This is a genomic window from Corynebacterium tuscaniense DNF00037, assembly GCF_000759055.1.
Classification (GTDB): Bacteria; Actinomycetota; Actinomycetes; order Mycobacteriales; family Mycobacteriaceae; genus Corynebacterium; species Corynebacterium tuscaniense.
The window spans coordinates 1-23,609 of the sequence record NZ_JRNG01000013.1; the positions used below are offsets into that span (position 1 = coordinate 1).

A 23,609-nucleotide genomic window follows, 5' to 3' on the forward strand; every position below is an offset into this window, starting at 1 on the left:
ACGAGGACCCCGGTGGCAAGGGCACTGGCCACGAGAACTTCCGCGCAAGTGATCAGGGCTGGCCCACCGATCCACGCCAGGTTAGCCAGTGGTCCATTGATTTGCCCCCACGCCAATCGCACCCATGAAAAGCCGCCAAAGGGGAAGGAAGACAACGCGTATTCCACCGCCACGTACACAAAGGGGAATGCGATGAACCCGTATTTCATGCGCCCAAGCAGTGTGCCGAATATACCGGTGACAATCGAGTACAGCGCGCAAAAAATCGACAATGCCACCCACGGCAGCACACCAACGAATTCGCCCACCCACGGCAGAAGCGGGAGGTACAAGCACAGTGCATAGACAAAGCCGCTCAACGCACCGAGTTTCACACTGGGCCCTGACGCCTTGCCCCAGGGCTGAAGGGCAGCCCACAACAAAGCGATTCCAGCAATACCCGCGAAGGAGTGCCCATGCGGTTCAAAGGAAAAATACGTAAGCCCCCCGGCGAGCCCCGCGAGGACAACACGCAAGCAAGCGATCACCATAGGACGGTCCATTAGCGCGTATCCCCCGCTTCCCCGAAGTCCTCGGGGCGAGCGTCCTGGGACCACTGCTCAATCTCGTCGTGGTCAATGAACGATCCATACGTGGGTGAATACCCGCTCATAGGCGAAGAGCTGTAGAACTTCACCCCGAAATCCTCAATCTTCTTCTGCCAGCTACGAGCGAGCAACGCACGAATCAGCTCACGGGTCGGGCGGAAAACAAGCAAGACACCGCACATTGACGAGATATAGCCTGGCACAACGGATAGCCCCAAACCGGCCGCAACGAGTGCCGTGCCGCCGGCAAATTGGCCCATGCTTGTGCTCCCCATCGACGCACGCTCGACCTCAGAACGCAGAGCCAGACTGGCTGCCACTGCACCGAACGCCATCAGGATGAACAGACCAGCGAGCGCCCAACCCACACCGACGAGCTTGCTCACTCCCCAGAATGCAAGCGCTTCTATCAGGACGTAGATAGCAAAATAGGGCATGCGGTGAACACTACCGCAGACTAACTCTTTTGGAGCTGGCCGATCAACCACGTCACATCATCGTGCATCCAGATGAAAAACGGGATGAGGTGCTTGCCCACGTCGAAACGCAACAGCGGGAACAACCGGCGTGTCAGCAAGTCAATCCCCCATTCGTCGGCAAGCTTTTTCGTGGAGGCATACGGGATGATGTCATCGTGAACACTTGCCCACAGGCGCGTGTGCACACGTGGCCGACGTGAACCCAATCGCATGTTGTCCAACGCTTTACGGGTAGCAGGCAACGAGTCGATCACCTCAGACAATGAGCGCTTATCGACGATCCAGCTCGACGTGTCCTGGCGTGCTGAATGTGGCATGGCCCCCAGTACGCAACGTTTCCGGGCCAGCTCTAGGAGTTCCTGCGCCGTGTCCGTCAGCAGTGGAGCAAGCTCCGCTTCGATCTTTGGGTCCGTGGCCATTAACCCATCGAGTGCGTAGGGCAGAACGAACGAGGCCGTCTCTGACTCAACGTGATCCAGGATCGCGTCAAAGTCAGACGGCGGGGCTCCACACACCGCAGCCTTCGGTTGAATTTCCCCGGCGTACTCCGGCTCCTCCACAGCAGCTGCGACCGTGCCGCCGCCTTGGGAAAAACCGAAGAGTCCCAGGGACTCACTCCCCACGCTGAGATGGTGTGCAGCCCGCACCGCGTCATAAAGCGCATGCGCCCCAGCGACGTGATTGCAGTACAGTTGTCTCCCTGATTCCGGATCACGTGGATAGTCCGTCACCACCACGTGGCACCCCGCAGCCACGAACATGTTGATCGCGGGCTGCTCGTAGGCCGAAATGATATCGCGTGGCAGCTTGATCGACGTGAATACCGACAGCGAGTGTGAGGGGTCACAGTGCGGTGCCGTGCCTTGCGTGCCTGGTGCATGTGCGATGACGGGGCGCGGACCACTGCCCTCCCAGGGATTATTCGAGCGAATCACCAGACCGGTAGCCAGCAGCGGACGGCCCTCCGCATCCGTCGTCGAGTATTCGATGCGCCATGCGGTACCCGAGTTCATAGACGAGTTGAGGCCCATCACGCGAACCTCATCAGCGCGGATGAGCTCGCCGTTGGTCTGACCCGCTAGCCACTGCGGGTTAATGTCGGGTGCTTCCGGGTTCCGCCGGGGAGTTAGAAAGTCCAACATAAGCGGTAAAAGCGTACGGATGTACAACCCGTGCGTCCCTGATTTTCGTGTCTGCCTGCATCCCACGGCAACAACTGCGGCAACAGCCCCCAGAGCGCCCGCGATTACAGTGCGGCGAATAACGCGGTTCTTCTTCGTCGACATCGTTGGCTCCTTTAACCTTGGGTTTAACGTGGCATGTGGCGCCAGATAGGCCGCGGCACACACCGCATGATCCACGCCAAGACCTGCAGTTGTCGCGGAATCCACACCGTACGGCTGCCTTCCTTCCGCACCGCGCCAACCACAGCATCAGCCACTTGATCCGGTGTCACGGACATGGGCGCGGGCTTCATGCCCTCGGTCATCGAGCCGATGACAAAGCCCGGCCGTGCCGTAATCAGCTTCAAGGGCCCACCATGCAACCGATCGGCCAACCCCTGGCAGAAAGCATCGAGCCCAGCTTTCGTCGAGCCGTACACGTAGTTCGCGCGCCGTGCCCGCCAGCCGGCGATGGAAGAGAAAGCGAAAATCTCGCCTGCCGCCATGACATCCGTAAGCACAGTGAGCATACTCACTTGTGCGACGTAATCAATGGTGGCGATCTCCGCCGCGTGCGTTTCATCGTGCTCAGCGCGTTCCTGATCGCCCAAGATTCCAAAGGCCACAATTGCCGTGGTGATGGGTCCGCCTGCGCCGGCTTCTTCCACAACACTGCGATGCGAGGCAAGGTCCGTCGCTTCAAAAGTCAGTGCCCGAACATCGGTGGCACCAGCCTCACGCAGTCGCTTTTCGACGTCCGCGAACCCTTCCGGGTTCCTCCCCGCCAGCACGACTTTTCGGCCAGCACACATCCGGACGGCAATCTCGCCCCCGATGTCACTGGTGGCGCCGAGGAGGAGAACCGTTCCGTCGTGTGGGCTGGCGTGGTGTGTCATGCCTGCCGATTATATGGATCAGTGACTTTCACCGAGTAGGTTTTTCGGCGCCAGGTTCAATGGGCGGGCGCCATTTGCCTCAAGTACCACGATGTCCTCAATGCGCATGCCCCACTGGCCGTCGACGTAGATGCCCGGCTCGATGGAAAAGACCATTCCTTCTTGCAGGACCGTGTCGCTGCCACTGACAAGGAAAGGCGGCTCGTGGAGGGCCAATCCGATGCCGTGTCCAAGACGGTGCGAGAAATTAACGCCATAGCCCGCCTGGTTAATGCGTCCACGCGCCACTGCATCTAGTTCACCAGCGGTCATGCCGGGACGTGCCGTCGATAATGCTTCCAACTGCGCTGCCCGCAGCTCCTCATAGGCCGCGAGGACAGCACGGTCTGGCATGGACTCCACCGCGTAGGTACGCGTGCAATCGGAATGGTAGCCACTGGCCAGAGAACCACCGATGTCCACCACCACGGGCTCACCCGACTGCAGCACCCGATCAGAGAAGTCATGGTGCGGGTTGGCACCGTTGGGGCCGGAGCCGACGATGACAAAGTCGACAGTGGCGTGTTCCTTCAGAATGAGCTGTGCAATCTCGTCGGCCACGTCACGTTCGGTGCTCCCCGCGACGAGGAGGTCCGGCACGGCAGCATGAACCGCGTCGATAGCATGCGCAGCCTTTTCCAGCTCGGCGATTTCCTCTGGTTCTTTCACCGCGAAGACATCGCTCAGCACATCATTGGCAAGAACCGTCTCCCCTATCTCCCCCGCCATCTGCAAACGCAGTACATGATCAGCAGTGAGCGAAGAACCCAATGCCACCGGGCGATCCGCAAGCACATCAGCGATGCGATCGTATGGTTCGTTGCCATCGCGCCAGGTCTCCACCACGACACCGGGGATGTCACCTACCTCCGCCACAGCGGACGCATCAGTCGCCGGCGCGAAGAGTCGGGCATAGCCCACGGGTGGCACGACCAAAGCAGTAAGCCTCTCGTGGGAGGTGGACCACGAGCCGGTGAGATACGCGAGCTCCGCGCCGGCACCGATGATGGCACCGCTGAGACCTGAATCAGCAATGCGTTTCTGAAGGGTGCCTATCCGGCGGGCGTAGGTATCAAGCATCATGCCCGCCATCGTAAAACGCTGACGCGTTGAAGGGCACGTTAGTTGCCAATAGCAACCACGCCACGACGAATCGCGTCGACTGCCTTGCGGGCATTCTGCTTGATCTCCTCGGAGTAGCCGGTGCGCACGATCTGCTCCAATAGATCGATGACTTGGCGGCACCATCGGACAAAATCACCCGGGGTGAGCTCCGCACCCGATTCCGCGGCTGCCGCCAGCGCGTAGCCCAAAGGCGCGCCCGCGCACCACTGGTGGATGGACAAGGCAAAGCTGGGGTCCGGAATATTGGTCAGTGGCAGACGGTGGCGCTGCTCATCACTGGTCAGCTCCCCGTGGATCCGGTTGGTCGCGTTCATGGCATCCGCCATGCGGTCGGTCGCAGCCTCCGGGTACCCACCGGTTGTCTTGCGGTTCTCAAACACGCACATGGAGGCCACGCCAGCGAGTTCCGCCGGGTCGAGCTCATCCCAGATCCCGCGTTTGAGGCACTGCGCGACCAGCAAGTCGGACACGTTGTGGATGCGCGCGAGGCGCTCGCCCTCCTCGGTGACGGTTGGCTCGCCATCGATGATCTCCACATAATCCATCTCAGTGAGCAGCCCAATGATGCGCTCAAAGGTCTTGCCCAAGGTATCGGTCTGCGCGTTCACATTCGTTTGGGTTGCAGCCAAAGCGCATTCTTCGCGCACGATCTCCTCACCAATCCGGGCCAACCGCTCACGTTCCGCTGGGGGCCAGGAGTGGACGGGGTGGCTGCGGATTGCGTCGCGAAGCTCAAGCATGCGTTTCGACGGTCGCACGCGTGCCTGCGTTTTCAGCTTCTTCGGCGCCTTGAAGCGACCGCGGTTGAGCTCTTGGACAACCTTGCGGGTGTGTTTGCGTGGCTTGTGCGCGATATCGCGTGGCACCTTGATCGAGCCGACGACAACCGGTGCGTTAGCAAAGGCCGCGGCATCAATACGGCCGGACCAGCCCCGTTCCGTGGTGATCCACGGCCGCGGATCGTCTTTCCGTCCAGCAGGCGCAACCACGGCGGCGAGCTCTGGACGGCGCTTCGACGGTAATGCGATGACATCACCAATCTGAAGGCGCCCGAGCACGCGTTGAACCTCCTTGTTGCGCTCTGTCAAGGAGTTCTTCTTGGAACGCTTCTCCTCCTCGGAAAGATCGCGCCGCAAGCGGGTGTACCCGACGAGCTCGGCTGCATAATCATCGCTTTCATCGAAACCGAGCTCTGCGATCTCCGCGTTGAGTGTGGTGCGGAGTGACTCGATCTTGTTCCTCTTCCGTTCGATGTTGCGGACTTCACCGACGACACTGCGGTCAGTCTGGAACTGCGCGAACGATTTCTCAATCAGCCGGATCGATGCTTCAAAGCCGTTCATCTGCAGCATGTTGATGGCCATGTTGTAGCCCGGCGTGAACAGCGAGATGAGCGGGTACGTGCGCGTCGAAGCAAGCCCAGCCACCGCACGCGGGTCCATCGCGGGCGACCACTGCACCACCGCGTTACCAATCGTGTCAATGCCACGACGGCCCGCACGACCGGTGAGCTGCGTGTACTGGCCGGGTGTCAGATCAACGTGTGCATCGCCGTTGAATTTGACCAGCTTCTCCAAGACCACGGTGCGCGCTGGCATGTTGATACCCAGCGCCAAGGTCTCCGTGGCAAAGACAACACGCACGAGCCCCTGCACGAAAAGCTTTTCGACGATGTGTTTAAACGCCGGCAACAACCCCGCATGGTGCGCGGCGAAACCCCTTGACCACGCTGTGCGCAGCTGGCGGAAGTTGAGAACCTCAAGGTCCTCTTCCGGGATTCCCTCGACTCCTTCATCCGTAATTTGCTTGATCAGTTCTGCTTCCTCCGGAGTGGTCAGTTCCTTACGCGAGCGCAGGCATTGGAAAAGAGCGCCGTCACAACCCGCGCGGGAGAAGATGAACACGATGGCAGGCAGCATGTCCCGGCCTTTGAGGGACTCCACGACCTCCGGCCTCCCAACAGGGCGGACACGATCCTGTGGTCGCTGGTAACCACTGCGGCCACCACCACCGGAACGGGAACGGAAACCGCGCCCCTCACGGAAATCATCGCGCCCTTCGTTGGCAGCGCCGGATTCCAAGCGCTCAATGGTGCGCTCTAGATCCTTGTTCACCTGCCCGTCGGTGCCTGGTTCAAACAGCGGGAGGATCTTGCGTTGCACCATCATGAACTGATTGAGCGGCACGGGGCGCTTCTCCGAGACGATCACGGCTGTATCACCACGGACCTCACCCAACCATTCGCCGAATTCCTCCGAGTTGGACACCGTGGCGGACAAACCAATGATGCGAACGGATTCATCGAGGTTCAGGATGATCTCTTCCCACACCGCTCCCCTGTCGCGGTCCGCCAGGTAGTGGATCTCATCCATCACCACGTGCGAAAGACGATCAAGCGCCGGCGATTCGGCATAGATCATGTTGCGCAAGACTTCCGTGGTCATGATCACGATCTCAGCATTGCCGTTGATGCTTGTATCGCCGGTGAGAAGACCCACTGCATCTTCGCCATGCTCATCGACGAGGTCGTGGTACTTCTGGTTGCTCAGCGCCTTAATCGGCGTGGTGTAAAAACACTTTGTCCCTCTTGAGAGGGCCAAAGAAACTGCGAATTCACCGACAACGGTTTTGCCCGAGCCCGTCGGGGCGCACACGAGCACCCCACGATCATCTTCTACTGCTTGGCAGGCCTCCACCTGAAAATCGTCGAGGGGGAAGCTCTTGGTGGCACGAAACTCGTCAAGATGCGAAGAAAATGGGCCAGATTCCATGCCCTCCACCCTACGTGGTAGTGGCTAGAGAACGTCGTCGAAGTAGCCGGGGGTGTCCGTTGCGTTATTGATGTCCTGTGGTCGCGCAGGAGGTGGGACCGGTGTAGGTGCCTGCGGTGCCGAGGAAGCGCGAACCGGCCCCGACGGTCCGCCGACCGAGGTTGCTGCACCCACGGGTGTTGGCGCGGCAATCGGCCCGGATGCTTCATCGTCCGCCAGATCGCCCCACTCGTTCTTCTTGGAACGACGCTTGTCATGGATGCGGCAGAACTGGAAGGCCATTTCCACCAGGAAGCACAGTGAGAGTGCCAGCACGATCATGGAGAACGGGTCCTGGCCTGGTGTCATGAACGCCGCGAAGATGAAGAGGATAACGATGATGATGCGGCGCTTGTCCTGCACCTGCTCGTACTGCAAAAACCCAGCAAGGTTGAGCATGATGATGAGCAGGGGCACCTCGAAGCTCACGCCAAAGATGACAATGAGTGCTAGAACAAACTTGTAGTACTCGCCACCTGAGAGCGCACCCACCTGGTACTCACGACCGATGGACATGAGCACGTAGAGCCCCTGGTCAACAATGAAGTAAGCAAGCACGGCACCAGCGACAAAGAGTGTCACCGCGCAAGTAACGAAGGAGAGTGTCCACCGGCGCTCATTCTTCAGCAAGCCTGGAGTGATAAAGCCCCAGATTTGCAGCAGCCACACTGGCGAGGAAACCACGAGCCCCGCGAGGAAGCCAACCTTCAGGCGCAGCATGAACATCTCAAACGGCGAGGTTGCAATAAGGCGACATGAGCCGTCCGAGGTGAGGTCAGCGCGCAACTCCACCGGCAGCGAACAGTACGGCCGGCGGATGATTTCTCCCAGGGGCAAGATGTTGCCGGGCGCCCACTGGTACCAAATGAACCCGAGCACGGTGCCCGCCACAACGGCGAACAAGGAGATCAGCACCCGGCGACGCAGCTCCTGCAAGTGCTCAACGAGGGACATAGATCCCTCGGGGTTATTCCGCCTCCGCCGCCACTTTTTCTGCGGGGACGCGGTGGATGGAGATGTCACGGATTAATTAGCCGGGTTGTTCCGCTGGTTTTCCGGACGATCCCAGAAGCCTTGCTCAGCAGAAGACTGGGCAGCCGTGCTGCCGGAGTTCCCACTGGTGATCTCACGGGGCTGTGCCGGAGCCTGATTCTGGTTGGTTTGCACCTCGTCGTTCTGCATCTCCTTGACCTCAGACTTGAAGATGCGTGCGGAACGACCAACGGAGCGAGCCAAGTCCGGCAACTTCGCAGAGCCGAACAGGAGGAGAATGACAAAGATGATTAGGAGGATCTCCATGGGGCCGAGATTTGGCATCGGATTTCCTTTCACACAGTGGGGCGAACTATCCCGTCAAGCATAACGCTCAAGGCCAGCTTTTCCACGACCGGCGAGTTTCTCAGCGATATGCGTTGGCTCGGTGACCGCCACACGATCGGCCTGGCTAAGACAAAAACGCACCAGCCAATCGTCGCTGCCGTACGGCATTGAGGCCACGACCCAACCACGATCACGCTCCTCGTGCAGCTCGATCTGCCAGAAATCTGCCAGCCAGGTTGCTTCCGGGTGGATACGAAGCGTAGCTACTTTCGCGTCACCGAAACCAAAAGGATCGGTGGCGTCGTATATGGGTGAGCCGAGGGTGGAGGAGGCGGGCACGGGATCGTCGATAAGCACTGCTTCTTTAATACGATCGACACGGAAGGTTTTCGCAGTGCCCTCTTCGACCGCTGAAAGGTAGGTGTTGCCATCGCGGTGGAAGATTCCCACCGGAGCAACTTCGCGGAAGCGCGTTGTGTCTGATGTGGCCGAATAGTAGTTCAGACGCAACATCCGGCGCTGAGCTAATGCTTCGGAGATCGTCCCCAGTGCGCCGGGGGTATCGGGGTGCTGCGCATCCGAGACACCAGCATCACTCATAACATCGCGGATCTTCTGTGCTGCCGAGGTCACCGCCGAGTGATCGATGAGCCCCGGCATTGTCTCCAGCGACTCAAGGGTCAGCAGCAACGCATTCGCCTCCGTGGGAGTCAGGCGTAAAGGTGCATTCATTCCCTGGTCATCGATGACCGTGACGCCAGTCCACTCCGGTGCCAGGTCGATCAGTTCCTCAGGGCGCTTGCCCACACCGGACAGCATGAGACGCTGAAAATCTTCCATCACGTCCGTGTGCGAGTATCCGAGGTCGCGGGCAATCTCCATCGGCGTCGCATTCGGGTGCTTGTGCAGGTACGGCAGGAGGTTGAGTGTACGAACGAGGTGAGTGATTTTCTCTGGACTGTCTTTCTTCATCACTACTCCTCCCCACCTTGGGCTGCTGCTCGCAGCAGCCCAATCACGCTCTCACGAACATCCACTGGCTCCTGCACCACCGCATGTGGGGCGTAACTGGCCACGGTGCGCACGAGCCAATCTCGTTCAACCGCTGTGAACACCAGGGCTCCATCAGCACGCAGATCACCGGCTGCCACCAATTCGGTGCACGTGCCAGGGTCGATGCTCACCACTGCATCGACCACTGGGCCACGCAGCGATTCTTCAACCACTTGTTGCAGCGGCTTGTCCGCCGCAATGAACTCGTGGGCCTGAACCTTGCGGATGTTGGAGACCCGGACCGCACGGAAACTCCGCGGCGCTTGGCGCTCAACGTCATAGCCCACGACGTATGCGCGGTTGTTCAGTGCAACGATCCCCCATGGATCCATCGTCCGCGCTTGCACATCCGCCGTGGGTGAGGGCTTGTAATCGAAACGCATTCTGGTTTTGGCACGGGCACAGGCAGTGACCGCCGCCACAATGTCTGTATCCAGACGCGAAATATCGTTGTCGAGCGCGGCAATAGGCACCTCATCGAACGTGCGCGTGGCGCCCGCAGCAGCGATCTTCGTCCAACCGGAACGTGCGAAAGCGCCGAGGCTCCCCTGTTTACCAAGGTCTCCAGCAAGACCCAGGACGAATGCCTCTTCATCGGTGAAGGAAATCGGCGGCAGCTCGTACGCGTCCTTGTTCACCCACACCAGGCCGTTTTCCGCACGTGCGGGCACTCCAGCGCGCTTCAACGACACAACGTCACGTGCGATGAGGCGCTTGAAGGCCACGTCGGTTCGGTTCTCATACCCTTCAACATTGTTGCGTACCCACTCGTACTCGCGTGGGCGATGAGAACCCAGAAGCGCGAAAGTGAGGTTGGTCAGCCGCTGAATGGCGGCATCCGCATTCGGGTGCACAATGTTGGAGGGTTTAGCCACGGATTCCCCCTAGTGGCGCGTCGAGTTCATCCGCATGCTCACGCATGTATTCCAGCAAATCATCCACGCGGGCATCCGTCACGGCGAATGGATCCTGCAGGTCCACTGTCTGCGGCACAGGACGATCAACCTTGAGGTGAACCCAGTCCACGGTGTGGTGGGCACCGAGCGCACGCGCCTCCTTGAGGAAGAGCGCGCGCAGATGCGCACGGGTTGTTTCCGGGGCGGTGTGCGCGGCGGCCGCGATCGCTTGATCGGTTGTCCACCGCTTGACCAAGCCTTTGCGCTCCAGCAAGTAGAACAGCCCGCGCTCACGGTTGATGTCGTGGTAGGCCAAATCAATCTGCGCCAGCTTCGGGTGGGACCAATCCCCGCCCAAACGAGCACGGTAGCGCTCCAGAAGGTTGCGTTTGATCACCCAGTCAATCTCAGTGCTCACCGGCTCAAAGTCTTGCTTTTCGACGGCCGTGAGTACCCGCCCCCACAACTCAAGGACACGGCGCAGCTCCTCAACCGGCGTGCCTTCATCGGGGCGTTGCTCCAACCAGCGGGTTGCTGCCTCGTACACGCCTCGCTGAACCTCCAGCGCAGTCACCGTGGAGCCATCTTTGAGCACCAACGGTGTTTGCCCGGTGGGATCGGCAGCGATCTCCTTGATGTGCTTGATCGGCTCAGCGACGTCGAAAGCCGGAATATCCCAATCGGCCTCGAGCATTTCAATGACCAGCTGTGTGGAACCCACCTTGAGCGCAAAAGATGGCTCAGCCATGTTGGAATCCCCCACGATGACGTGCATGCGCCGGAATCGGCGAGAATCTCCATGTGGTTCATCACGGGTATTGATGATGGGGCGTGTACGTGTCGTCGCTGAGGACACTCCCTCCCACACCTGATCGGCGCGCTGGGAAATAACAAACTGGCCGTTCTTGATCATTCCCGCGCCGCACAACAACTGGCGCGTGATCAAAAACGGCAGCAGGCGCTTGCCAAAGTGTTTCAGCGACAACCCACGGCTGATCAGGTAGTTCTCGTGCGTGCCGTAGGAGTTGCCGGCGGAGTCCACATTGTTCTTGAGCATGTAGACATCTCCACCGATGCCCTCATTCGCCAGAGTCTCCTCCGCTTGGGCAGCCAGATCGTTGAACAGCAGCTCACCAGCCTTGTCGTGGTTGAGTAGCTGGGTCAGCGAGTCGCATTCAGCGGTGGCGTACTCCGGGTGCGCACCGACGTCGAGGTACAACCGCGCGGCATTATCTGTAAAGACATTCGTGCTTTTGTACTGGGCCACGACGGGTTTGAACAGGTAACGCGCGATTTCCTCGGGCCCGAGAACCGCGGAGCCATCGCGCATAGCGGTGATCCCAAACTCGGTTTCCACACCCATGATGCGGCGTGGGTAGACAACGGGATGATCAGCCACTACTGGCCACCTTTTTGCACGTAAGAACGCACAAATTCCTCAGCGTTGTTGTCCAGTAGCGAATCAATCTCATCCAACAGATCGTCGGTACCGGCGGTGTTGACAGTGACCTGGCCGGCGTCCTGTGCGTCGCCGTCGTCCTCAGATCCTCCGGAATGCTTCGTAATGTGCTCTTGAGCCATGTTCTCTACCCTACTTCGCCTGTGTGCCGAGGGCAGCGACAATCTCATCTGCCGTATCGGCCGTGTCCAAAATGCGTGCCACGTCATCCTTCGTGAATTTGTCCACCGCAGCAATGGAGATCGTCCGTGGCCCCTGTGTCGTATCAAATTGAATGGTCTGCCAGCTGGAAGACAGCACGTCCGCACCAAACTTCGCTGCCACACGTCCGCGCAAGTAGGCGCGGGAATCCTCCGGCGGATTCGCCGCAGCATGCGCGATCTCCTCAGCGCTCACCAGCGTGCGCATCCGGCCGGCCCGCACGAGTGCGTGATACAGCGAGGTCTGCGGATCAATGTCCGCGTACTGCAAGTCCACTGCCTTCAACTTCGCATCGCCCAAGCCCACTCCGCGTTGGATGAACCCATTGATGAGCGTGTACTTCGCCACCCAATCAAGACGATCCGCTGTGCTCAGTGGGTCACGCTCCAGATCATCGAGGATCTCGCCCCACAAGGCATGCACTTGCTTATCCGCGTCCGTTTCCGCCACCACATGATCCCGATACGCCCGCTGGAGGGCGATGGCGGTGGTGGATGAGCCGTCGATAAGCGTCAATTCGTGCGTGAAGTTCAAGTCCCGCGAGACTGCCTTGAGTTCTGCGACCGGGTCCTTAAGGCGCAGATCGCTGAAGTCAACGCCCTGTTCAATCGCATCAAGCACGAGTTTCGTGGTGCCGAGCTTGAGCAGATTCGCGTACTGCGACATGTTCGCATCGCCCACGATGACGTGGAGGCGCCCAAATTGCGTGGCATCTGCGTGGGGCTCATCGCGGGTGTTGATGATGCCGCGGTTAAGAGTGGTTTCCAGCGAGACCTCCTGGAAGAAATAATCTGCACGCTGGGAGATCTGAAAACCATCCTCCTCCCCGGCTTCCCCCAAACCCATGCGGCCCGCGCCGGTGAAGATCTGGCGGGTAACAAAGAACGGGATAAGGCCCTGCGTGATCGCATCGAACGGCGTTGAACGCGAGTACTGGTAATTCTCGTGCGAGCCGTAGGATGCGCCCTTGCCGTCAACGTTGTTCTTGTACAGCTTCACCGGTGGGCACGGATCGTGCCCATGAAGGACGGAGACTCCTTCTTCGTAGAGCTCTTTCACGCGCGCGGCTGCTTGGCCCAGAACGATGTCGCCGGCTGCGTCATAGACCATCGCACTGAACGCATCGGACACCTCGGGGCTTGAGTACTCCGGGTGCGCGTGGTCGACGTAGAATCGCGCCCCGTTCTCAGTGACCACATTGGCCACACCCAGCGCATCCGGCGCGACGATGGGAACCGTTTGGTAGCGCTTCAGGTCAAACCCGCGCGAATCCTTCAGCGGGTGTTCATCCTGGTAATCCCAGCGGGCACGAGCCGCCGTGTGCATCGCCGCATACGCCACCACCAAGTGGGTGGAGCTGACAATCGGACTCAAACCCGGCTGGGCGGGGGTGGTGATGCCGTATTCGGTCTCTGTGCCCATGAAACGCGTCATGGGTGTTCAGCTTAATAGCCCCTGATACGTTCAGAGACTCCAGTACAGTGCTGCGATTTACCAGCCGCGCTCCGCAAGACGGTGCGGTGCCGGCAGGTCAGCCACGTTGATGCCCACCATGGCCTCACCGAGTCCACGGGAAACCTCCGCAACGGTGGCAATGTCTTGCCAGTTCTGCGTTGCCTTCACCACAGCAGCAGCGCGTGCCTCAGGGTTGCCGGATTTGAAGATGCCGGAGCCAACGAACACACCGTCCGCGCCGAGTTCCATCATCAGCGCTGCGTCAGCCGGGGTGGCCACGCCACCAGCTACAAAGAGCGGAACCGGCAACTTGCCATTCTCAGCCACGTAGGCAACGAGCTCATACGGCGCCTGCAGTTCCTTGGCGGCCACGTACAGCTCATCGCGGTTGGAGTTCCAGATGGACTGCAACTTGGCAATCTCGCCCTTGATGGTGCGCAGGTGCTTAGTTGCCTCGGACACGTCACCGGTACCCGCCTCACCCTTGGAGCGGATCATGGCTGCGCCCTCATTCACGCGACGAAGAGCTTCACCTAGGTTGGTTGCACCGCACACGAACGGCACGGTGAAGCCGCGCTTATCAATGTGGTTGACGTAGTCCGCCGGGCTGAGCACCTCAGACTCATCGACGTAGTGCACGCCAAGGTGCTCCAGGATCTTGGCCTCCACCGAGTGACCGATACGCGCCTTTGCCATGACCGGGATGTCCACGGCCGCCAGGATGCCCTCAATGAGGTCCGGGTCAGACATACGAGCAACGCCACCCTGAGCGCGAATGTCAGCTGGCACACGCTCAAGCGCCATGACGGCAACCGCGCCAGCATCGGCGGCGATCTTTGCCTGTTCAGGGGTGACCACATCCATGATCACGCCACCCTTGAAGGTATCGGTCAGTTCAGCTTTGGAGAGATTGGTAGTGAAAGTCATGGTGCCAGTCTGACCCACCAACTGGTAGATTCCTAGTGCCAGTTCTATTTAGATTCTTTGGACCAGTATGCTTATCGACGTCTCCCGCGCCCTCCCCATCCCCCTCCCCGCGCAAGTGGCCACGGCCATCCGGACGGCTATCACTAACGGGACTCTGCAGCCAGGGGACGAGGTGCCCTCGACACGGGAGTTGGCAAAACTGGCGGGGATTTCGCGCGGGAGTGTGGTCACGGCTTACGACCAGCTCATTAGCGAAGGCTATCTGCTCGCATCGCAGGGGTCCCCAACGCACGTGCACCCCGGTCTGCCAGCCGGGATCCCAGGTGCGGCGAAAGAACTGACTTTTCGACCAAAGATTGAACCGGCGCAAAAAACCATTTCGTTGAAGCCGTCATCGGGACATGCCGGTGGGGTCCGGCCCGCCGCATGGCGCCAAGCGTGGCGGGAGGCTGCTGCGGAACCAAACATCGTCATCGACCCCGTCGGACAGCCTGAACTGCGCCGTGCGATCGCCGAACATCTTCGCCTCGCCCGCGGCCTGACCGTGAGTGAGGACCAGATCGTCATCACCGGCGGTTCACGTGAGGGCCTGCTGCTCATCCTACTCACCCTCGCGCAGCGTCACGGCCAGTTGCGGGTCGGAGTCGAGGACCCTGGCCACCCCGGCCTGCGCCGCGTTCTCCCGACTGTGGGACACGAAGCGGTGCCGTGCACAGTCGACGAGTCCGGCGTGAACGTAGCCCTTTTGCCCCAAAAATTGGATGCTGTACTGGTCACCCCCGCCTACCAACACCCCCTAGGAGCGTCGATGCCTGCCGGACGCCGCTCCGAACTCCTCGCGTGGGCAGCAGAGACCGGCACTGTCCTTATCGAGGATGACTTCAACGCGGAGCTGCGCTATCGGCTCGCACCACAGCCACCCCTGGCAGCGCTGAGCACGGCGGCAGATGTCTTCATCCTCGGAACCTTCTCTACATTACTCAGCCGTAACCTTTCAGCCGGCTACGTTGTCACTCCCCCGTCCTTCGCCGAAGCTGTGCGCGAAACGCGGAAGGTCCTGGGCATGCCGGTGTCTGCTGTGACTCAATTAGCGGTCGCGCACCTGCTGCAGAACGGACACGTCCGCCGAAACACGAAGGCCGTGCGGAACAGGCTGAGCAAACGGCGAGCGATCATCCAAGCTGACCTGGTTCCGGTACTCGAGGCCCGCGGCGCACATGTGAAGGAAATGGCGGAATCCAACGGGGTCGACCTGGCATTGACGTTCGTCTCCCCTGCCCACCGCGACGCGTTCGTCGCAGACCTCCGGACGGCAGGGATCGAATGCGGGCGCTTGGAGTCCCTGTGGTCTGGGCAGGAACAGCGGCCCGAGGGCATCATCATGAGTTTCGCGCATTTGTCCGACCAGGATTTCGATGCTGCTCTTCAAACACTCTGCATTTCCCCCTCCAGCAGCAGCTAGTCACATCCCACTATTGGGGTACATTGAGCATCATGAGCTCGCCGACACAACAGAAAGAGCTGGGTAGGCTCATCGCGCTCAGGGACGTGGAGATCCTACGAGATAACCCTGAACCAGAAGCCGACCTTATAGTCGACTGGGTGAGACGAAACGTGGTGCTGGAGGACTGACATCCGGTCCCGGGCGGTCCTGAGCTGTCAAAGCACTTCTGCCGCCACAACGCGTTTGCCGGTGCGGCCAGTAATACGCGCCCACTCGTCCGGGTTGGACACGTTGGGCATGTCCTCGCTTTCGTCCTGCTCGGCGCGCACAGCGGCACGGAGGTGCTCGGCCGTCACACCAGATCCCTGCCCGGCAATCTCATCCTTGATGGCCAGCTTCTTCGCGCGGTCCACCACGTTCGCAATCATGGCGCCGGAGACGAAGTCGGAGTAGTGGAGGGTTTCCTGGGAGCCGTCGATAAGCGTGAGCTTCACGAAAGGTCGCGGTGCGTAGAGCGTATCCACGGCCACCTGAATGAGCTCGTCGACGTTCCCGTCGTGTGGGACGTCCTGGGTGAGGTAGCGCGCAAAGATATCCCTTGCTTCGGCGCGGTCAGGCCTGTCGACGCGGATCTTGATGTCTAGGCGGCCCGGGCGAAGGATGGCCGGATCGATAAGTTCCTCGCGGTTGGTCGCACCGATGACGATGACGTTGGCGATATCCTCCACGCCGTCAATCTCCGTGAGGAGCTGGGGCACAACGGTTGTTTCCATATCCGAGGAAACACCGGAGCCGCGGGTGCGGAAGATGGATTCCATCTCATCGAAAAAGATGATTACCGGGCGACCTTCGGATGCGAGTTCCCTGGCACGTTCGAAGATGAGGCGGATGCGGCGCTCTGTTTCGCCGACGTACTTGTTCAACAGCTCAGGGCCCTTGACGTTGAGAAAGTGCGCCTTGCCACCATCCCCGATGCGGGAGGACAACGAGTTTGCTACCGCCTTGGCAATAAGCGTCTTGCCACACCCCGGCGGGCCATACAGCAGCACGCCTTTCGGCGGCTTGAGGTCATAGGCCTTGTACAGATCCGGGTGCGCAAATGGTAACTCCACGGAATCACGGATCGTCTCAATCTGAGAGTGCAAGCCACCGATGTCGTCGTAAGTAACATCGGGGACTTCCTCGAGCGAGAGCTGGTTGACTTCCGTTTTTGGGATGCGCTCAAATGCGTAGCCGGACTTGTAGTCGAGCAGCACCGTGTCACCGGCACGGGCAGTTTTCTGCAGCTTTTCCGTCAGGTGCACCACCTGCTCCGCGCCCTGCATGTCGGAGACAATCGCACGGTCAAAACCGATCTTCTCCGACACAGTAGCCAGCTGCCCCACGCGAGTGAAACCGCAGGCTTCCACCACAACGGAGCCTTCACCCAAGCGGACGAGGCCACCGATGAGCAACGATCCTGGCTCCACGTTCGGGGACACCTTCAAACGCATCCGGCGCCCGGAGGTGAACACCTCTGCTTCCTGGCCACGACGTGCCGGGCCCAAGTAAATCCCGTACGTAGATGCCGGTTCGCCAAGTGCCTCCACCTGTGCTGCTAGATCCTTGAGCTTGTCACGCGATGTCTTAAGCAGCTCAGCCAGCTGCTTATTGCGCGCGCCCAAGGCTTGGTTCTGAATCTTCAGTTCCCGGAGGTCAGCTACAGGATCGGTCATGCTGTTTAGCTTATCGCCTTGGTTTAACGGCGAGCCTTGCGTTGTGGCCGGGGCGGAGTGACACCATCGGCCAAACGGCGGGTCCACACCAAAAAGGCGGTATGCGCATTCATGCGGTGCTCCGGGCGGGTGGCCAGGCCCTCAACCTTCCACTCGCGCAGCAGGGTTTCCCAGGAGCGCGGCTCGGTGAAGCATTGAGCAGCGCGGATACCCTCCACGATGTTCATCAGCTGCGGCACGGTGGCCACGTACGTCATGAACACGCCACCGGGGATGAGCACGTTTTTCACGGTCTCAATGAAGTGCCAGGGCTCCACCATGTCCAGGATCACGCGGTCAACGGGGCCACCAAGATCTTCCTTGGTGACCTCCCCAAAGTCCCCCAAACGCGGGGTCCACCACTCCGGCTTCCCACCGAAGTATTCCTCCACGTTGTCACGCGCAAACTGCAGGTGGTCATCGCGGATCTCGTAGGAAAAAACATGGCCTTGCGGTCCCACGGCACGCAGGAGCGACATGGTCAGCGCACCCGACCCAGCGCCTGCTTCCAGCACGCGAGCGCCCATGAAAATATCGCCCTCAACGAGGATCTGGCCCGCATCCTTCGGATAAATCACCGCGGCACCACGTGGCATGGACAACACGTGATCCACGAGCAGGTGACGGAAGCACAGATAGTCCGACCCCATGGAGGACCGCACGACTGAGCCTTCATCGGCACCAATGATGTCGTCATGGGCAATCGCACCCTTGTGGGTGTGGTAGTTCGCGCCCGGCACGAGCTCAATGGTGAAGTGACGGCGCTTCGCGTCAGTCAGCTGCACTTTATCGCCGGGGCGGAAGGGGCCGGAGTACATGGTTCTCCTTGTATTCGGGTTTAATCCAGGGGTCTTTATGCGCCAACAAAGTATGCCGTAAGAGCATCAGCGAACCATAGTTGGTCTTGCACACCGGCGAGTTCACGCGCAGAGTGCATGGACAACAGTGGAATGCCCACGTCCACGGTAGGAATGCCCAAGCGTGTGGAAGCAATCGGCCCGATCGTAGATCCGCACGGAACAGAGTTACGCCCCACGAAAGTTTGCACAGGCACGTCCGCAGCACGCGCAGCACGAATCCACGCAGCTTCTGTCACCGCATCGGAGGCATATCGCTGGTTCGCGTTGATCTTCAGCACCGGTCCACGGTTCATCAGCGGACGGTGCGTCGGATCATGTTTGCCCGGATAGTTTGGGTGCACCGCGTGCGCCGCGTCCGCGGAGATCATCGTGGACTGCCGGAAGACGTCAAGAGGCTGGCCCGTACTCTCCGCGAGCGTGGTGAGCACGCGTTCAAGCAGCGGCCCGCCCGCACCAGTCACGGAGGCCGAGCCGACCTCCTCATGATTAAAGGAAGCCAGCACGAGCACATGCTCCGGCTTCTCTTTCACAGCACGCACAAGCGCGCTTATCGACGCCCACAGGCTCGACACATTGTCCAACCTCCCAGCCGCCAGCATGTCCCCAACGACCTCAGGCTTCTGTGCATCAGCACTAATGAGCTCGTGGGCCACGATTTCATCCACCGCTACCCCAGCGGACCCCGCCACGATGTCCATGATCGGTGAATCCACCATCATGATCGGCTGGGTATGCACTTGGCGGTCGATCTCCGGCGCATCACCACGGTAAAGGTGAATGGCCAGGTTCGGTACACGCGCGACCGGGCCAGTATCGGCCAAGCGCGTGGAACCATCCAGCAACGCGACACGGCCAGCGAAGCGCAACTCCCGGTCGAACCAGGAGGACAAGATCGGACCACCATAGACTTCTACCGCCACTTGGCGGGCACCTTCGCGCTCCACGTCCGGCTGGGGTTTGAGCATCAATCCTGGCGAGTCCGTGTGGGAGCCGACGATGCGGAAGCCCGGCTTGGGGTTCTCGGGGATCCACCAGGCGATGACGGCTCCGCCGTCGATAAGCACATGCCCTCCTGGTGAGGTAGCAGTGTCTTCGGTGAAGCCTGCGGCGACAAGCGCATCGCGTGTATTCGCGGCGGCGTGGAAGGCGCTGGGGCTGGCGGTGATGAACTCAGTGAAAGCGCTGATCTGGTGAGCAACTGGCATACCCACCACTCTAGGATGAAGGGCAATATGACTCCACGACCGCTCGCATTATCCCCGTCCCGTGCCAATGACTATCAGCAGTGCCCCCTGAAATATCGCCTCCGCGCCATTGATCGGCTTCCGGAGCCCAAGACGGAGGCGCAGGTCAAGGGCAACCTCGTTCACGCTGTGCTCGAGGAAATGCACGCGTGGCCCCGTGAACAGCGCACGTACCCAGCGGCGGTGAAGCAGATCAAGCCTTCGTGGGCTGCGATGTTGGAGAAGGACTCCACTCAGGCGGAACCGATCGAGGATGAGCACCAGCTTTTCGTGGATGCGCGCACGCTTCTACGCGGCTACTTTGAGATGGAAAACCCGCTCGGATTCGATTCGCATGAGCAGGAAATGTACGTGGACACCGTACTGCCCAACGGCGTGCCGGTACGTGGGTTCATTGACCGCGTGGATATCGCACCGACGGGTGAGGTGCGCGTAGTGGACTACAAAACCGGTAAGAAACCCTCCCCGCGTTTCTCCGCTGAGGCACAGTTCCAAATGCGGTTCTACGCGCTGGTGTATTGGCGCTTGTTTGGCACGATCCCCCACCAACTCCGTCTGATGTACCTCAAGGTGATGGACTCCATGTTCCTGGCGCCCTCCCGCGAAGAGCTCGAGTACTTCGAGCGCGATCTAGGTGACCTGTGGGCCAAGATCGAAGCCGACGGCACATCCGGCAACTTCCGCCCGAAGAAATCCAAGCTCTGCGACTGGTGTGCCTTCCAGTCACTGTGCCCCGAGTTCGGTGGCACCCCGCCGAGCTACCCAGGCTGGCCGGGTAGCACCGCGGATGCCGTCACGAATGATCGCGACAGGGCTTAGAACAGCCCGCTGATCTTGCCGTCGCCGTCTACGTCAATGTTGTTAGCGGCAGGCACCTTGGGCAGACCCGGCATGGTCATCACATCGCCGGTGAGCGCCACAACGAAACCCGCACCCGTGCGCGGGATGAGCTTGCGCACATGCAGGGTGTGCCCGGTCGGCGCACCCAGCTGAGCCGGATCATCGGAGAAGCTGTACTGCGTCTTGGAAATGCACACCGGCAAGGTATCCCAACCGTTGTCTTTCAGAGTTTTCAGGTTGCGCTGGGCGTTGACGGAGTACTGCACCGCATCCGCGCGGTAAATCTCTTTCGCGATGGTCTCAATCGCATTCTCAATACCATCTGCTGGGTCGTAGAGCTGCGTCGAGGTGTTTTCGGTGAGGTTGTCAAGCATCACATCAGCAAGATCCAGTGCCCCCTCACCGCCCTTTGCCCACACATCAGCTACCGCCAGAGCCACGCCGAAGTCGGAGGACCATTCGCGCATCGCTTCCATTTCGGCCTCGGTGTCCGACGTGAAGCGGTTGAGGGCCACGACGGGTGTGACACCGAATTTACGAATATTTTCAACGTGACGTTCCAGGTTAACCACACCGGAGCGCAGTGCATCGAGGTTTTCCTGCTCGAGATCCTGGCGTGCGACACCACCGTTGTACTTCAGGGATCGGATCGTGGCCACGACGACGGCACCAGCCACATCGAGGTCCCCGTAGCGAGCCTTGATGTCAAAGAATTTCTCCGCACCAAGATCCGAACCGAAGCCGGCCTCAGTCAGAACAATGTCCGCACAACAACGAGCGGCTTGGGTGGACACAAGTGTGCTACAGCCGTGCGCGATGTTGGCAAAAGGTCCACCGTGGATGAATGCTGGTGTGCCGCCGAGAGTCTGAACCAAGTTAGGATTCATCGCATCTTTGAGAAGCGCCGTCATAGCGCCCTCAGCCTTGAGTTCCCCGGCGGTCACCGGCTTAAGGTCATAGGTGAAGCCGATGGTGATGCGCGCCAGACGCTCTTTCAAGTCTTCCAGGTCGGTGGCCAAACCAAGGATGGCCATGATCTCACTGGCAGCGGTAATGGTAAATCCGGTTTCTGCCGGCAGGCCGCTACCCGGACCACCAAGGCCAGTGATCACATTGCGCAGTGAGCGGTCATTTACATCGAGGCAGCGCTGCCAAGTGATCCGCCGTTCATCAATACGCAGCTCATTGCCCTGCTGGATGTGGTTGTCAATCATCGCAGCCAGCGTGTTATTAGCACTGGTAATCGCGTGGAAATCACCAGTGAAGTGAAGGTTGATGTTCTCCATCGGCACCACTTGCGAGTAACCGCCACCAGCGGCGCCGCCTTTAATACCCATGACGGGGCCCACAGAAGGCTCACGCAAAGCTACAGTGACCTTGTGCCCGCGCGATGCTAAAGCATCGGTCAGTCCGATGAGCACAGTGGACTTGCCCTCCCCTGCTGGGGTTGGGGAAACACCAGTGACAAGCACCAGCTTGCCTTGGGGATGCCCCTGAATCTGGTGCAGATCCACCTTGGCCATGGAAGCGCCGTAAGGAATCAGAGCATCTTCGGGGACCCCCGCTTTTGCAGCAATATCTGCGATCGGCTCAAGTGTGTGGGCTTGTGCAATTTCAACGTCAGTCATCGGTTGGCTCATATGCCCCAGCCTAGGCGAAAGCTAGAGGACGACCGCGCCGATCCCATAACCCAACAGCACTGAGACAAAAATGCAGAACACGCCCGGGACAATAAACGGGTGATCAAACACGTAGTGGCCGATTCGAGTTGAACCGGTATCGTCCATCTCCACCGCCGCGAGCAGGGTGGGATAGGTCGGAAGAACGAATAGTGCCGACGCGGCGGGAAACGCCGCAACAGCGGTCAGAGGGCTTACCCCAATAGCAAGAGCCGCCGGCATGAGAGCCTTAGTGGTAGCCGCCTGCGAATACAGCAAAGACGCTGCGAAGAACAGCACTACGGCAAGCAACCACGGCTGGGACTGTAGGACATTCCCAGAGATACTCTGGATATCGTCAATGTAGTGATTAATGAAGGTCGTGCCCAACCATGCGACACCGAGCACGCACACCGCAGCAGACATACCAGAACGGAACACCTGCGTGCCCAGGATTTCTGTTGCCGAAATTTTGGTGACTATCACAATGATCATGGCCGCAGCCAGCATGATCGCCATGATCGCTTCATTACGTGGCACCGTCGGTTCAGCGATAAGCCCCACTTGATCAGAAATCAGAGTTGCGTAGAACATCACAATCACGATTGCCAACAGGAAGATTGCAACCGACGTTTTCGCTGCGCGCGTGGGAACATACCCGGTTTCTGTAGCCGGTGGCTTGACCAGTCCGTCCTCCAGCCGTTTTTGGTACACGGGATCATCTACGAGTTCTTTGCCTAAACGATTAGCAATCCAGGCGGTTGGGAAAATAGCCAGGAATGTCGCTGGAAGCATCACAGCTAGCAGCTGCAGATACCCGACACCGAGGGGTTCCAATATAGAGGCCATGAATACGACGGCGGCGGAGATGGGTGATGCCACAATAGCCATTTGCGAAGCGATGACCGCTACTGACAGCGGACGTGACGGCCGGACTTTCCCTTCTTTTGCCACCTCAACAATGACCGGAAGCGTAGAAAAAGCGGTGTGGCCCGTGCCAGCCAGTACCGTCATCAGCCAGGTGACTATTGGGGCGTACAAGGTCACCCGTTTCGGATCGCGGCGCAGAAACTTCTCGGCCAGATAAACGAGGTAATCCATACCGCCAGCGCGTTGCATCGCGGAGATCGCGGCAATGACGCACATGATGATGCCAATGACATCGAAGGGAATATCTTCGGCTGTCACCGACATTCCTGTCGCACCGAGCAGCAGCACCCCCAAACCGCCTGCGAAACCAATCGCGATGGATCCATACCGTGCACCAAGAACGATGGCGCCGAACAGGATGATGAGCTGAAGTACGAGCAACATGGGGATCACACTTTCCAAGACAGTCCTCTTACCAGTATGGAACGCAAAAATCCGCCTGGCTATAAAACGAGGCGGATTTTTGCCG

The 23,609-nt window shown here is 59.7% G+C and carries 21 protein-coding genes and 1 pseudogene; 3 read left to right on the plus strand and 19 right to left on the minus strand.

The genetic code is table 11. The annotated features are described in order from the left end of the window. The 14 genes and pseudogenes from HMPREF2129_RS03570 to pdxS all read right to left on the minus strand — a co-directional run. A pseudogene (locus HMPREF2129_RS03570) lies at positions 1-542 on the minus strand (apolipoprotein N-acyltransferase); the annotation flags it as partial. Continuing rightward, positions 542-1,024: an FxsA family protein gene (locus HMPREF2129_RS03575; RefSeq protein WP_034663266.1), complete on the minus strand. Its 483-nt coding sequence runs from the start codon at positions 1,022-1,024 to the stop codon at positions 542-544. The gene HMPREF2129_RS03575 and the pseudogene HMPREF2129_RS03570, both read right to left, overlap by 1 nt. A gap of 20 nt (positions 1,025-1,044) precedes the next feature. Continuing rightward, on the minus strand, positions 1,045-2,208 hold the full coding sequence (locus tag HMPREF2129_RS03580) for a lipase family protein (RefSeq protein WP_052092686.1): 1,164 nt from the start codon (positions 2,206-2,208) through the stop codon (positions 1,045-1,047). A gap of 167 nt (positions 2,209-2,375) precedes the next feature. Continuing rightward, the gene (locus HMPREF2129_RS03585) at positions 2,376-3,125 is read right to left on the minus strand and encodes an SDR family oxidoreductase (protein ID WP_034663269.1); all 750 of its coding nucleotides are present in this window, start codon (positions 3,123-3,125) and stop codon (positions 2,376-2,378) included. A gap of 18 nt (positions 3,126-3,143) precedes the next feature. Continuing rightward, positions 3,144-4,247 carry a M24 family metallopeptidase gene (locus tag HMPREF2129_RS03590; protein WP_332248691.1) on the minus strand — a complete coding sequence of 368 codons (1,104 nt, stop codon included), beginning with the start codon at positions 4,245-4,247 and terminating at the stop codon, positions 3,144-3,146. Between the two features lie 38 nt (positions 4,248-4,285). After that, the gene (locus tag HMPREF2129_RS03595) at positions 4,286-7,060 is read right to left on the minus strand and encodes a DEAD/DEAH box helicase (protein WP_034663274.1); all 2,775 of its coding nucleotides are present in this window, start codon (positions 7,058-7,060) and stop codon (positions 4,286-4,288) included. A 24-nt stretch (positions 7,061-7,084) separates the two neighbouring features. After that, complete coding sequence (tatC, locus tag HMPREF2129_RS03600) at positions 7,085-8,122, minus strand: twin-arginine translocase subunit TatC (RefSeq protein WP_456297610.1); 1,038 nt, start codon at positions 8,120-8,122, stop codon at positions 7,085-7,087. A gap of 3 nt (positions 8,123-8,125) precedes the next feature. Then, positions 8,126-8,416 carry a Sec-independent protein translocase subunit TatA gene (gene tatA, locus HMPREF2129_RS03605; RefSeq protein ID WP_034663280.1) on the minus strand — a complete coding sequence of 97 codons (291 nt, stop codon included), beginning with the start codon at positions 8,414-8,416 and terminating at the stop codon, positions 8,126-8,128. A gap of 36 nt (positions 8,417-8,452) precedes the next feature. Further along, positions 8,453-9,391: a helix-turn-helix transcriptional regulator gene (locus HMPREF2129_RS03610; RefSeq protein WP_034663282.1), complete on the minus strand. Its 939-nt coding sequence runs from the start codon at positions 9,389-9,391 to the stop codon at positions 8,453-8,455. Positions 9,392-9,393: 2 nt separating this feature from the next. Then, positions 9,394-10,347: a helix-turn-helix transcriptional regulator gene (locus HMPREF2129_RS03615; protein ID WP_232218087.1), complete on the minus strand. Its 954-nt coding sequence runs from the start codon at positions 10,345-10,347 to the stop codon at positions 9,394-9,396. After that, on the minus strand, positions 10,340-11,731 hold the full coding sequence (gene pafA, locus HMPREF2129_RS03620) for a Pup--protein ligase (RefSeq protein ID WP_052092692.1): 1,392 nt from the start codon (positions 11,729-11,731) through the stop codon (positions 10,340-10,342). The genes HMPREF2129_RS03615 and pafA overlap by 8 nt, the downstream gene beginning before the upstream one ends. A gap of 35 nt (positions 11,732-11,766) precedes the next feature. Then, entirely contained in the window at positions 11,767-11,949 is a 183-nt protein-coding gene (locus tag HMPREF2129_RS03625) for a ubiquitin-like protein Pup (protein WP_034663289.1), read from the minus strand. Between the two features lie 10 nt (positions 11,950-11,959). After that, complete coding sequence (dop, locus tag HMPREF2129_RS03630; protein ID WP_034663292.1) at positions 11,960-13,462, minus strand: depupylase/deamidase Dop; 1,503 nt, start codon at positions 13,460-13,462, stop codon at positions 11,960-11,962. Between the two features lie 57 nt (positions 13,463-13,519). Further along, positions 13,520-14,410, minus strand: a complete 891-nt coding sequence (gene pdxS / locus HMPREF2129_RS03635; RefSeq protein WP_034663433.1) for a pyridoxal 5'-phosphate synthase lyase subunit PdxS — start codon at positions 14,408-14,410, stop codon at positions 13,520-13,522. Positions 14,411-14,477: 67 nt separating this feature from the next. Here pdxS and pdxR point away from each other — a divergent pair, with 67 nt between their 5' ends. Both pdxR and HMPREF2129_RS10970 read left to right on the plus strand, forming a co-directional pair. Beyond that, positions 14,478-15,872, plus strand: a complete 1,395-nt coding sequence (gene pdxR, locus HMPREF2129_RS03640) for a MocR-like pyridoxine biosynthesis transcription factor PdxR (protein ID WP_034663294.1) — start codon at positions 14,478-14,480, stop codon at positions 15,870-15,872. A gap of 32 nt (positions 15,873-15,904) precedes the next feature. Continuing rightward, positions 15,905-16,042: a hypothetical protein gene (locus tag HMPREF2129_RS10970; RefSeq protein ID WP_156959231.1), complete on the plus strand. Its 138-nt coding sequence runs from the start codon at positions 15,905-15,907 to the stop codon at positions 16,040-16,042. Positions 16,043-16,069: 27 nt separating this feature from the next. Here the strand turns inward: HMPREF2129_RS10970 and arc are convergent, their stop codons facing one another. Genes arc through HMPREF2129_RS03655 form a run of 3 tightly spaced genes read right to left on the minus strand, consistent with a single transcriptional unit; the run spans position 16,070 to position 19,673 of the window. Then, complete coding sequence (gene arc / locus HMPREF2129_RS03645) at positions 16,070-17,569, minus strand: proteasome ATPase (RefSeq protein WP_034663297.1); 1,500 nt, start codon at positions 17,567-17,569, stop codon at positions 16,070-16,072. 23 nt (positions 17,570-17,592) lie between these two features. Further along, positions 17,593-18,426 carry a tRNA (adenine-N1)-methyltransferase gene (locus HMPREF2129_RS03650; RefSeq protein WP_034663300.1) on the minus strand — a complete coding sequence of 278 codons (834 nt, stop codon included), beginning with the start codon at positions 18,424-18,426 and terminating at the stop codon, positions 17,593-17,595. A 35-nt stretch (positions 18,427-18,461) separates the two neighbouring features. Continuing rightward, entirely contained in the window at positions 18,462-19,673 is a 1,212-nt protein-coding gene (locus tag HMPREF2129_RS03655; RefSeq protein WP_034663304.1) for a M18 family aminopeptidase, read from the minus strand. Positions 19,674-19,688: 15 nt separating this feature from the next. Here HMPREF2129_RS03655 and HMPREF2129_RS03660 point away from each other — a divergent pair, with 15 nt between their 5' ends. Continuing rightward, on the plus strand, positions 19,689-20,531 hold the full coding sequence (locus tag HMPREF2129_RS03660; protein ID WP_034663306.1) for a RecB family exonuclease: 843 nt from the start codon (positions 19,689-19,691) through the stop codon (positions 20,529-20,531). Here the strand turns inward: HMPREF2129_RS03660 and HMPREF2129_RS03665 are convergent. Continuing rightward, on the minus strand, positions 20,528-22,192 hold the full coding sequence (locus tag HMPREF2129_RS03665; RefSeq protein WP_034663307.1) for a formate--tetrahydrofolate ligase: 1,665 nt from the start codon (positions 22,190-22,192) through the stop codon (positions 20,528-20,530). The two genes, HMPREF2129_RS03660 and HMPREF2129_RS03665, sit on opposite strands and share 4 nt — an antisense overlap. 21 nt (positions 22,193-22,213) lie before the next feature. Continuing rightward, positions 22,214-23,524 (minus strand): anaerobic C4-dicarboxylate transporter, encoded by a 1,311-nt coding sequence (locus HMPREF2129_RS03670; protein ID WP_034663315.1) that lies wholly within the window; start codon positions 23,522-23,524, stop codon positions 22,214-22,216. Positions 23,525-23,609 lie beyond the last annotated feature (85 nt).

Excerpts from the sequence above, each read along its gene's own strand:
- HMPREF2129_RS03575 (WP_034663266.1), bottom strand. The coding sequence starts at position 1,024 with ATGCCCTATTTTGCTATCTACGTCCTGATAGAAGCGCTTGCATTCTGG.
- HMPREF2129_RS03580 (WP_052092686.1), bottom strand. The coding sequence starts at position 2,208 with ATGTTGGACTTTCTAACTCCCCGGCGGAACCCGGAAGCACCCGACATT.
- HMPREF2129_RS03585 (WP_034663269.1), bottom strand. The coding sequence starts at position 3,125 with ATGACACACCACGCCAGCCCACACGACGGAACGGTTCTCCTCCTCGGC.
- HMPREF2129_RS03590 (WP_332248691.1), bottom strand. The coding sequence starts at position 4,247 with ATGATGCTTGATACCTACGCCCGCCGGATAGGCACCCTTCAGAAACGC.
- HMPREF2129_RS03595 (WP_034663274.1), bottom strand. The coding sequence starts at position 7,060 with ATGGAATCTGGCCCATTTTCTTCGCATCTTGACGAGTTTCGTGCCACC.
- tatA (WP_034663280.1), bottom strand. The coding sequence starts at position 8,416 with ATGCCAAATCTCGGCCCCATGGAGATCCTCCTAATCATCTTTGTCATT.
- HMPREF2129_RS03610 (WP_034663282.1), bottom strand. The coding sequence starts at position 9,391 with ATGAAGAAAGACAGTCCAGAGAAAATCACTCACCTCGTTCGTACACTC.
- pafA (WP_052092692.1), bottom strand. The coding sequence starts at position 11,731 with ATGGGTGTGGAAACCGAGTTTGGGATCACCGCTATGCGCGATGGCTCC.
- HMPREF2129_RS03625 (WP_034663289.1), bottom strand. The coding sequence starts at position 11,949 with ATGGCTCAAGAGCACATTACGAAGCATTCCGGAGGATCTGAGGACGAC.
- dop (WP_034663292.1), bottom strand. The coding sequence starts at position 13,462 with ATGACGCGTTTCATGGGCACAGAGACCGAATACGGCATCACCACCCCC.
- pdxS (WP_034663433.1), bottom strand. The coding sequence starts at position 14,410 with ATGACTTTCACTACCAATCTCTCCAAAGCTGAACTGACCGATACCTTC.
- pdxR (WP_034663294.1), top strand. The coding sequence starts at position 14,478 with ATGCTTATCGACGTCTCCCGCGCCCTCCCCATCCCCCTCCCCGCGCAA.
- HMPREF2129_RS10970 (WP_156959231.1), top strand. The coding sequence starts at position 15,905 with ATGAGCTCGCCGACACAACAGAAAGAGCTGGGTAGGCTCATCGCGCTC.
- arc (WP_034663297.1), bottom strand. The coding sequence starts at position 17,569 with ATGACCGATCCTGTAGCTGACCTCCGGGAACTGAAGATTCAGAACCAA.
- HMPREF2129_RS03650 (WP_034663300.1), bottom strand. The coding sequence starts at position 18,426 with ATGTACTCCGGCCCCTTCCGCCCCGGCGATAAAGTGCAGCTGACTGAC.
- HMPREF2129_RS03655 (WP_034663304.1), bottom strand. The coding sequence starts at position 19,673 with ATGCCAGTTGCTCACCAGATCAGCGCTTTCACTGAGTTCATCACCGCC.
- HMPREF2129_RS03660 (WP_034663306.1), top strand. The coding sequence starts at position 19,689 with ATGAAGGGCAATATGACTCCACGACCGCTCGCATTATCCCCGTCCCGT.
- HMPREF2129_RS03665 (WP_034663307.1), bottom strand. The coding sequence starts at position 22,192 with ATGAGCCAACCGATGACTGACGTTGAAATTGCACAAGCCCACACACTT.
- HMPREF2129_RS03670 (WP_034663315.1), bottom strand. The coding sequence starts at position 23,524 with ATGTTGCTCGTACTTCAGCTCATCATCCTGTTCGGCGCCATCGTTCTT.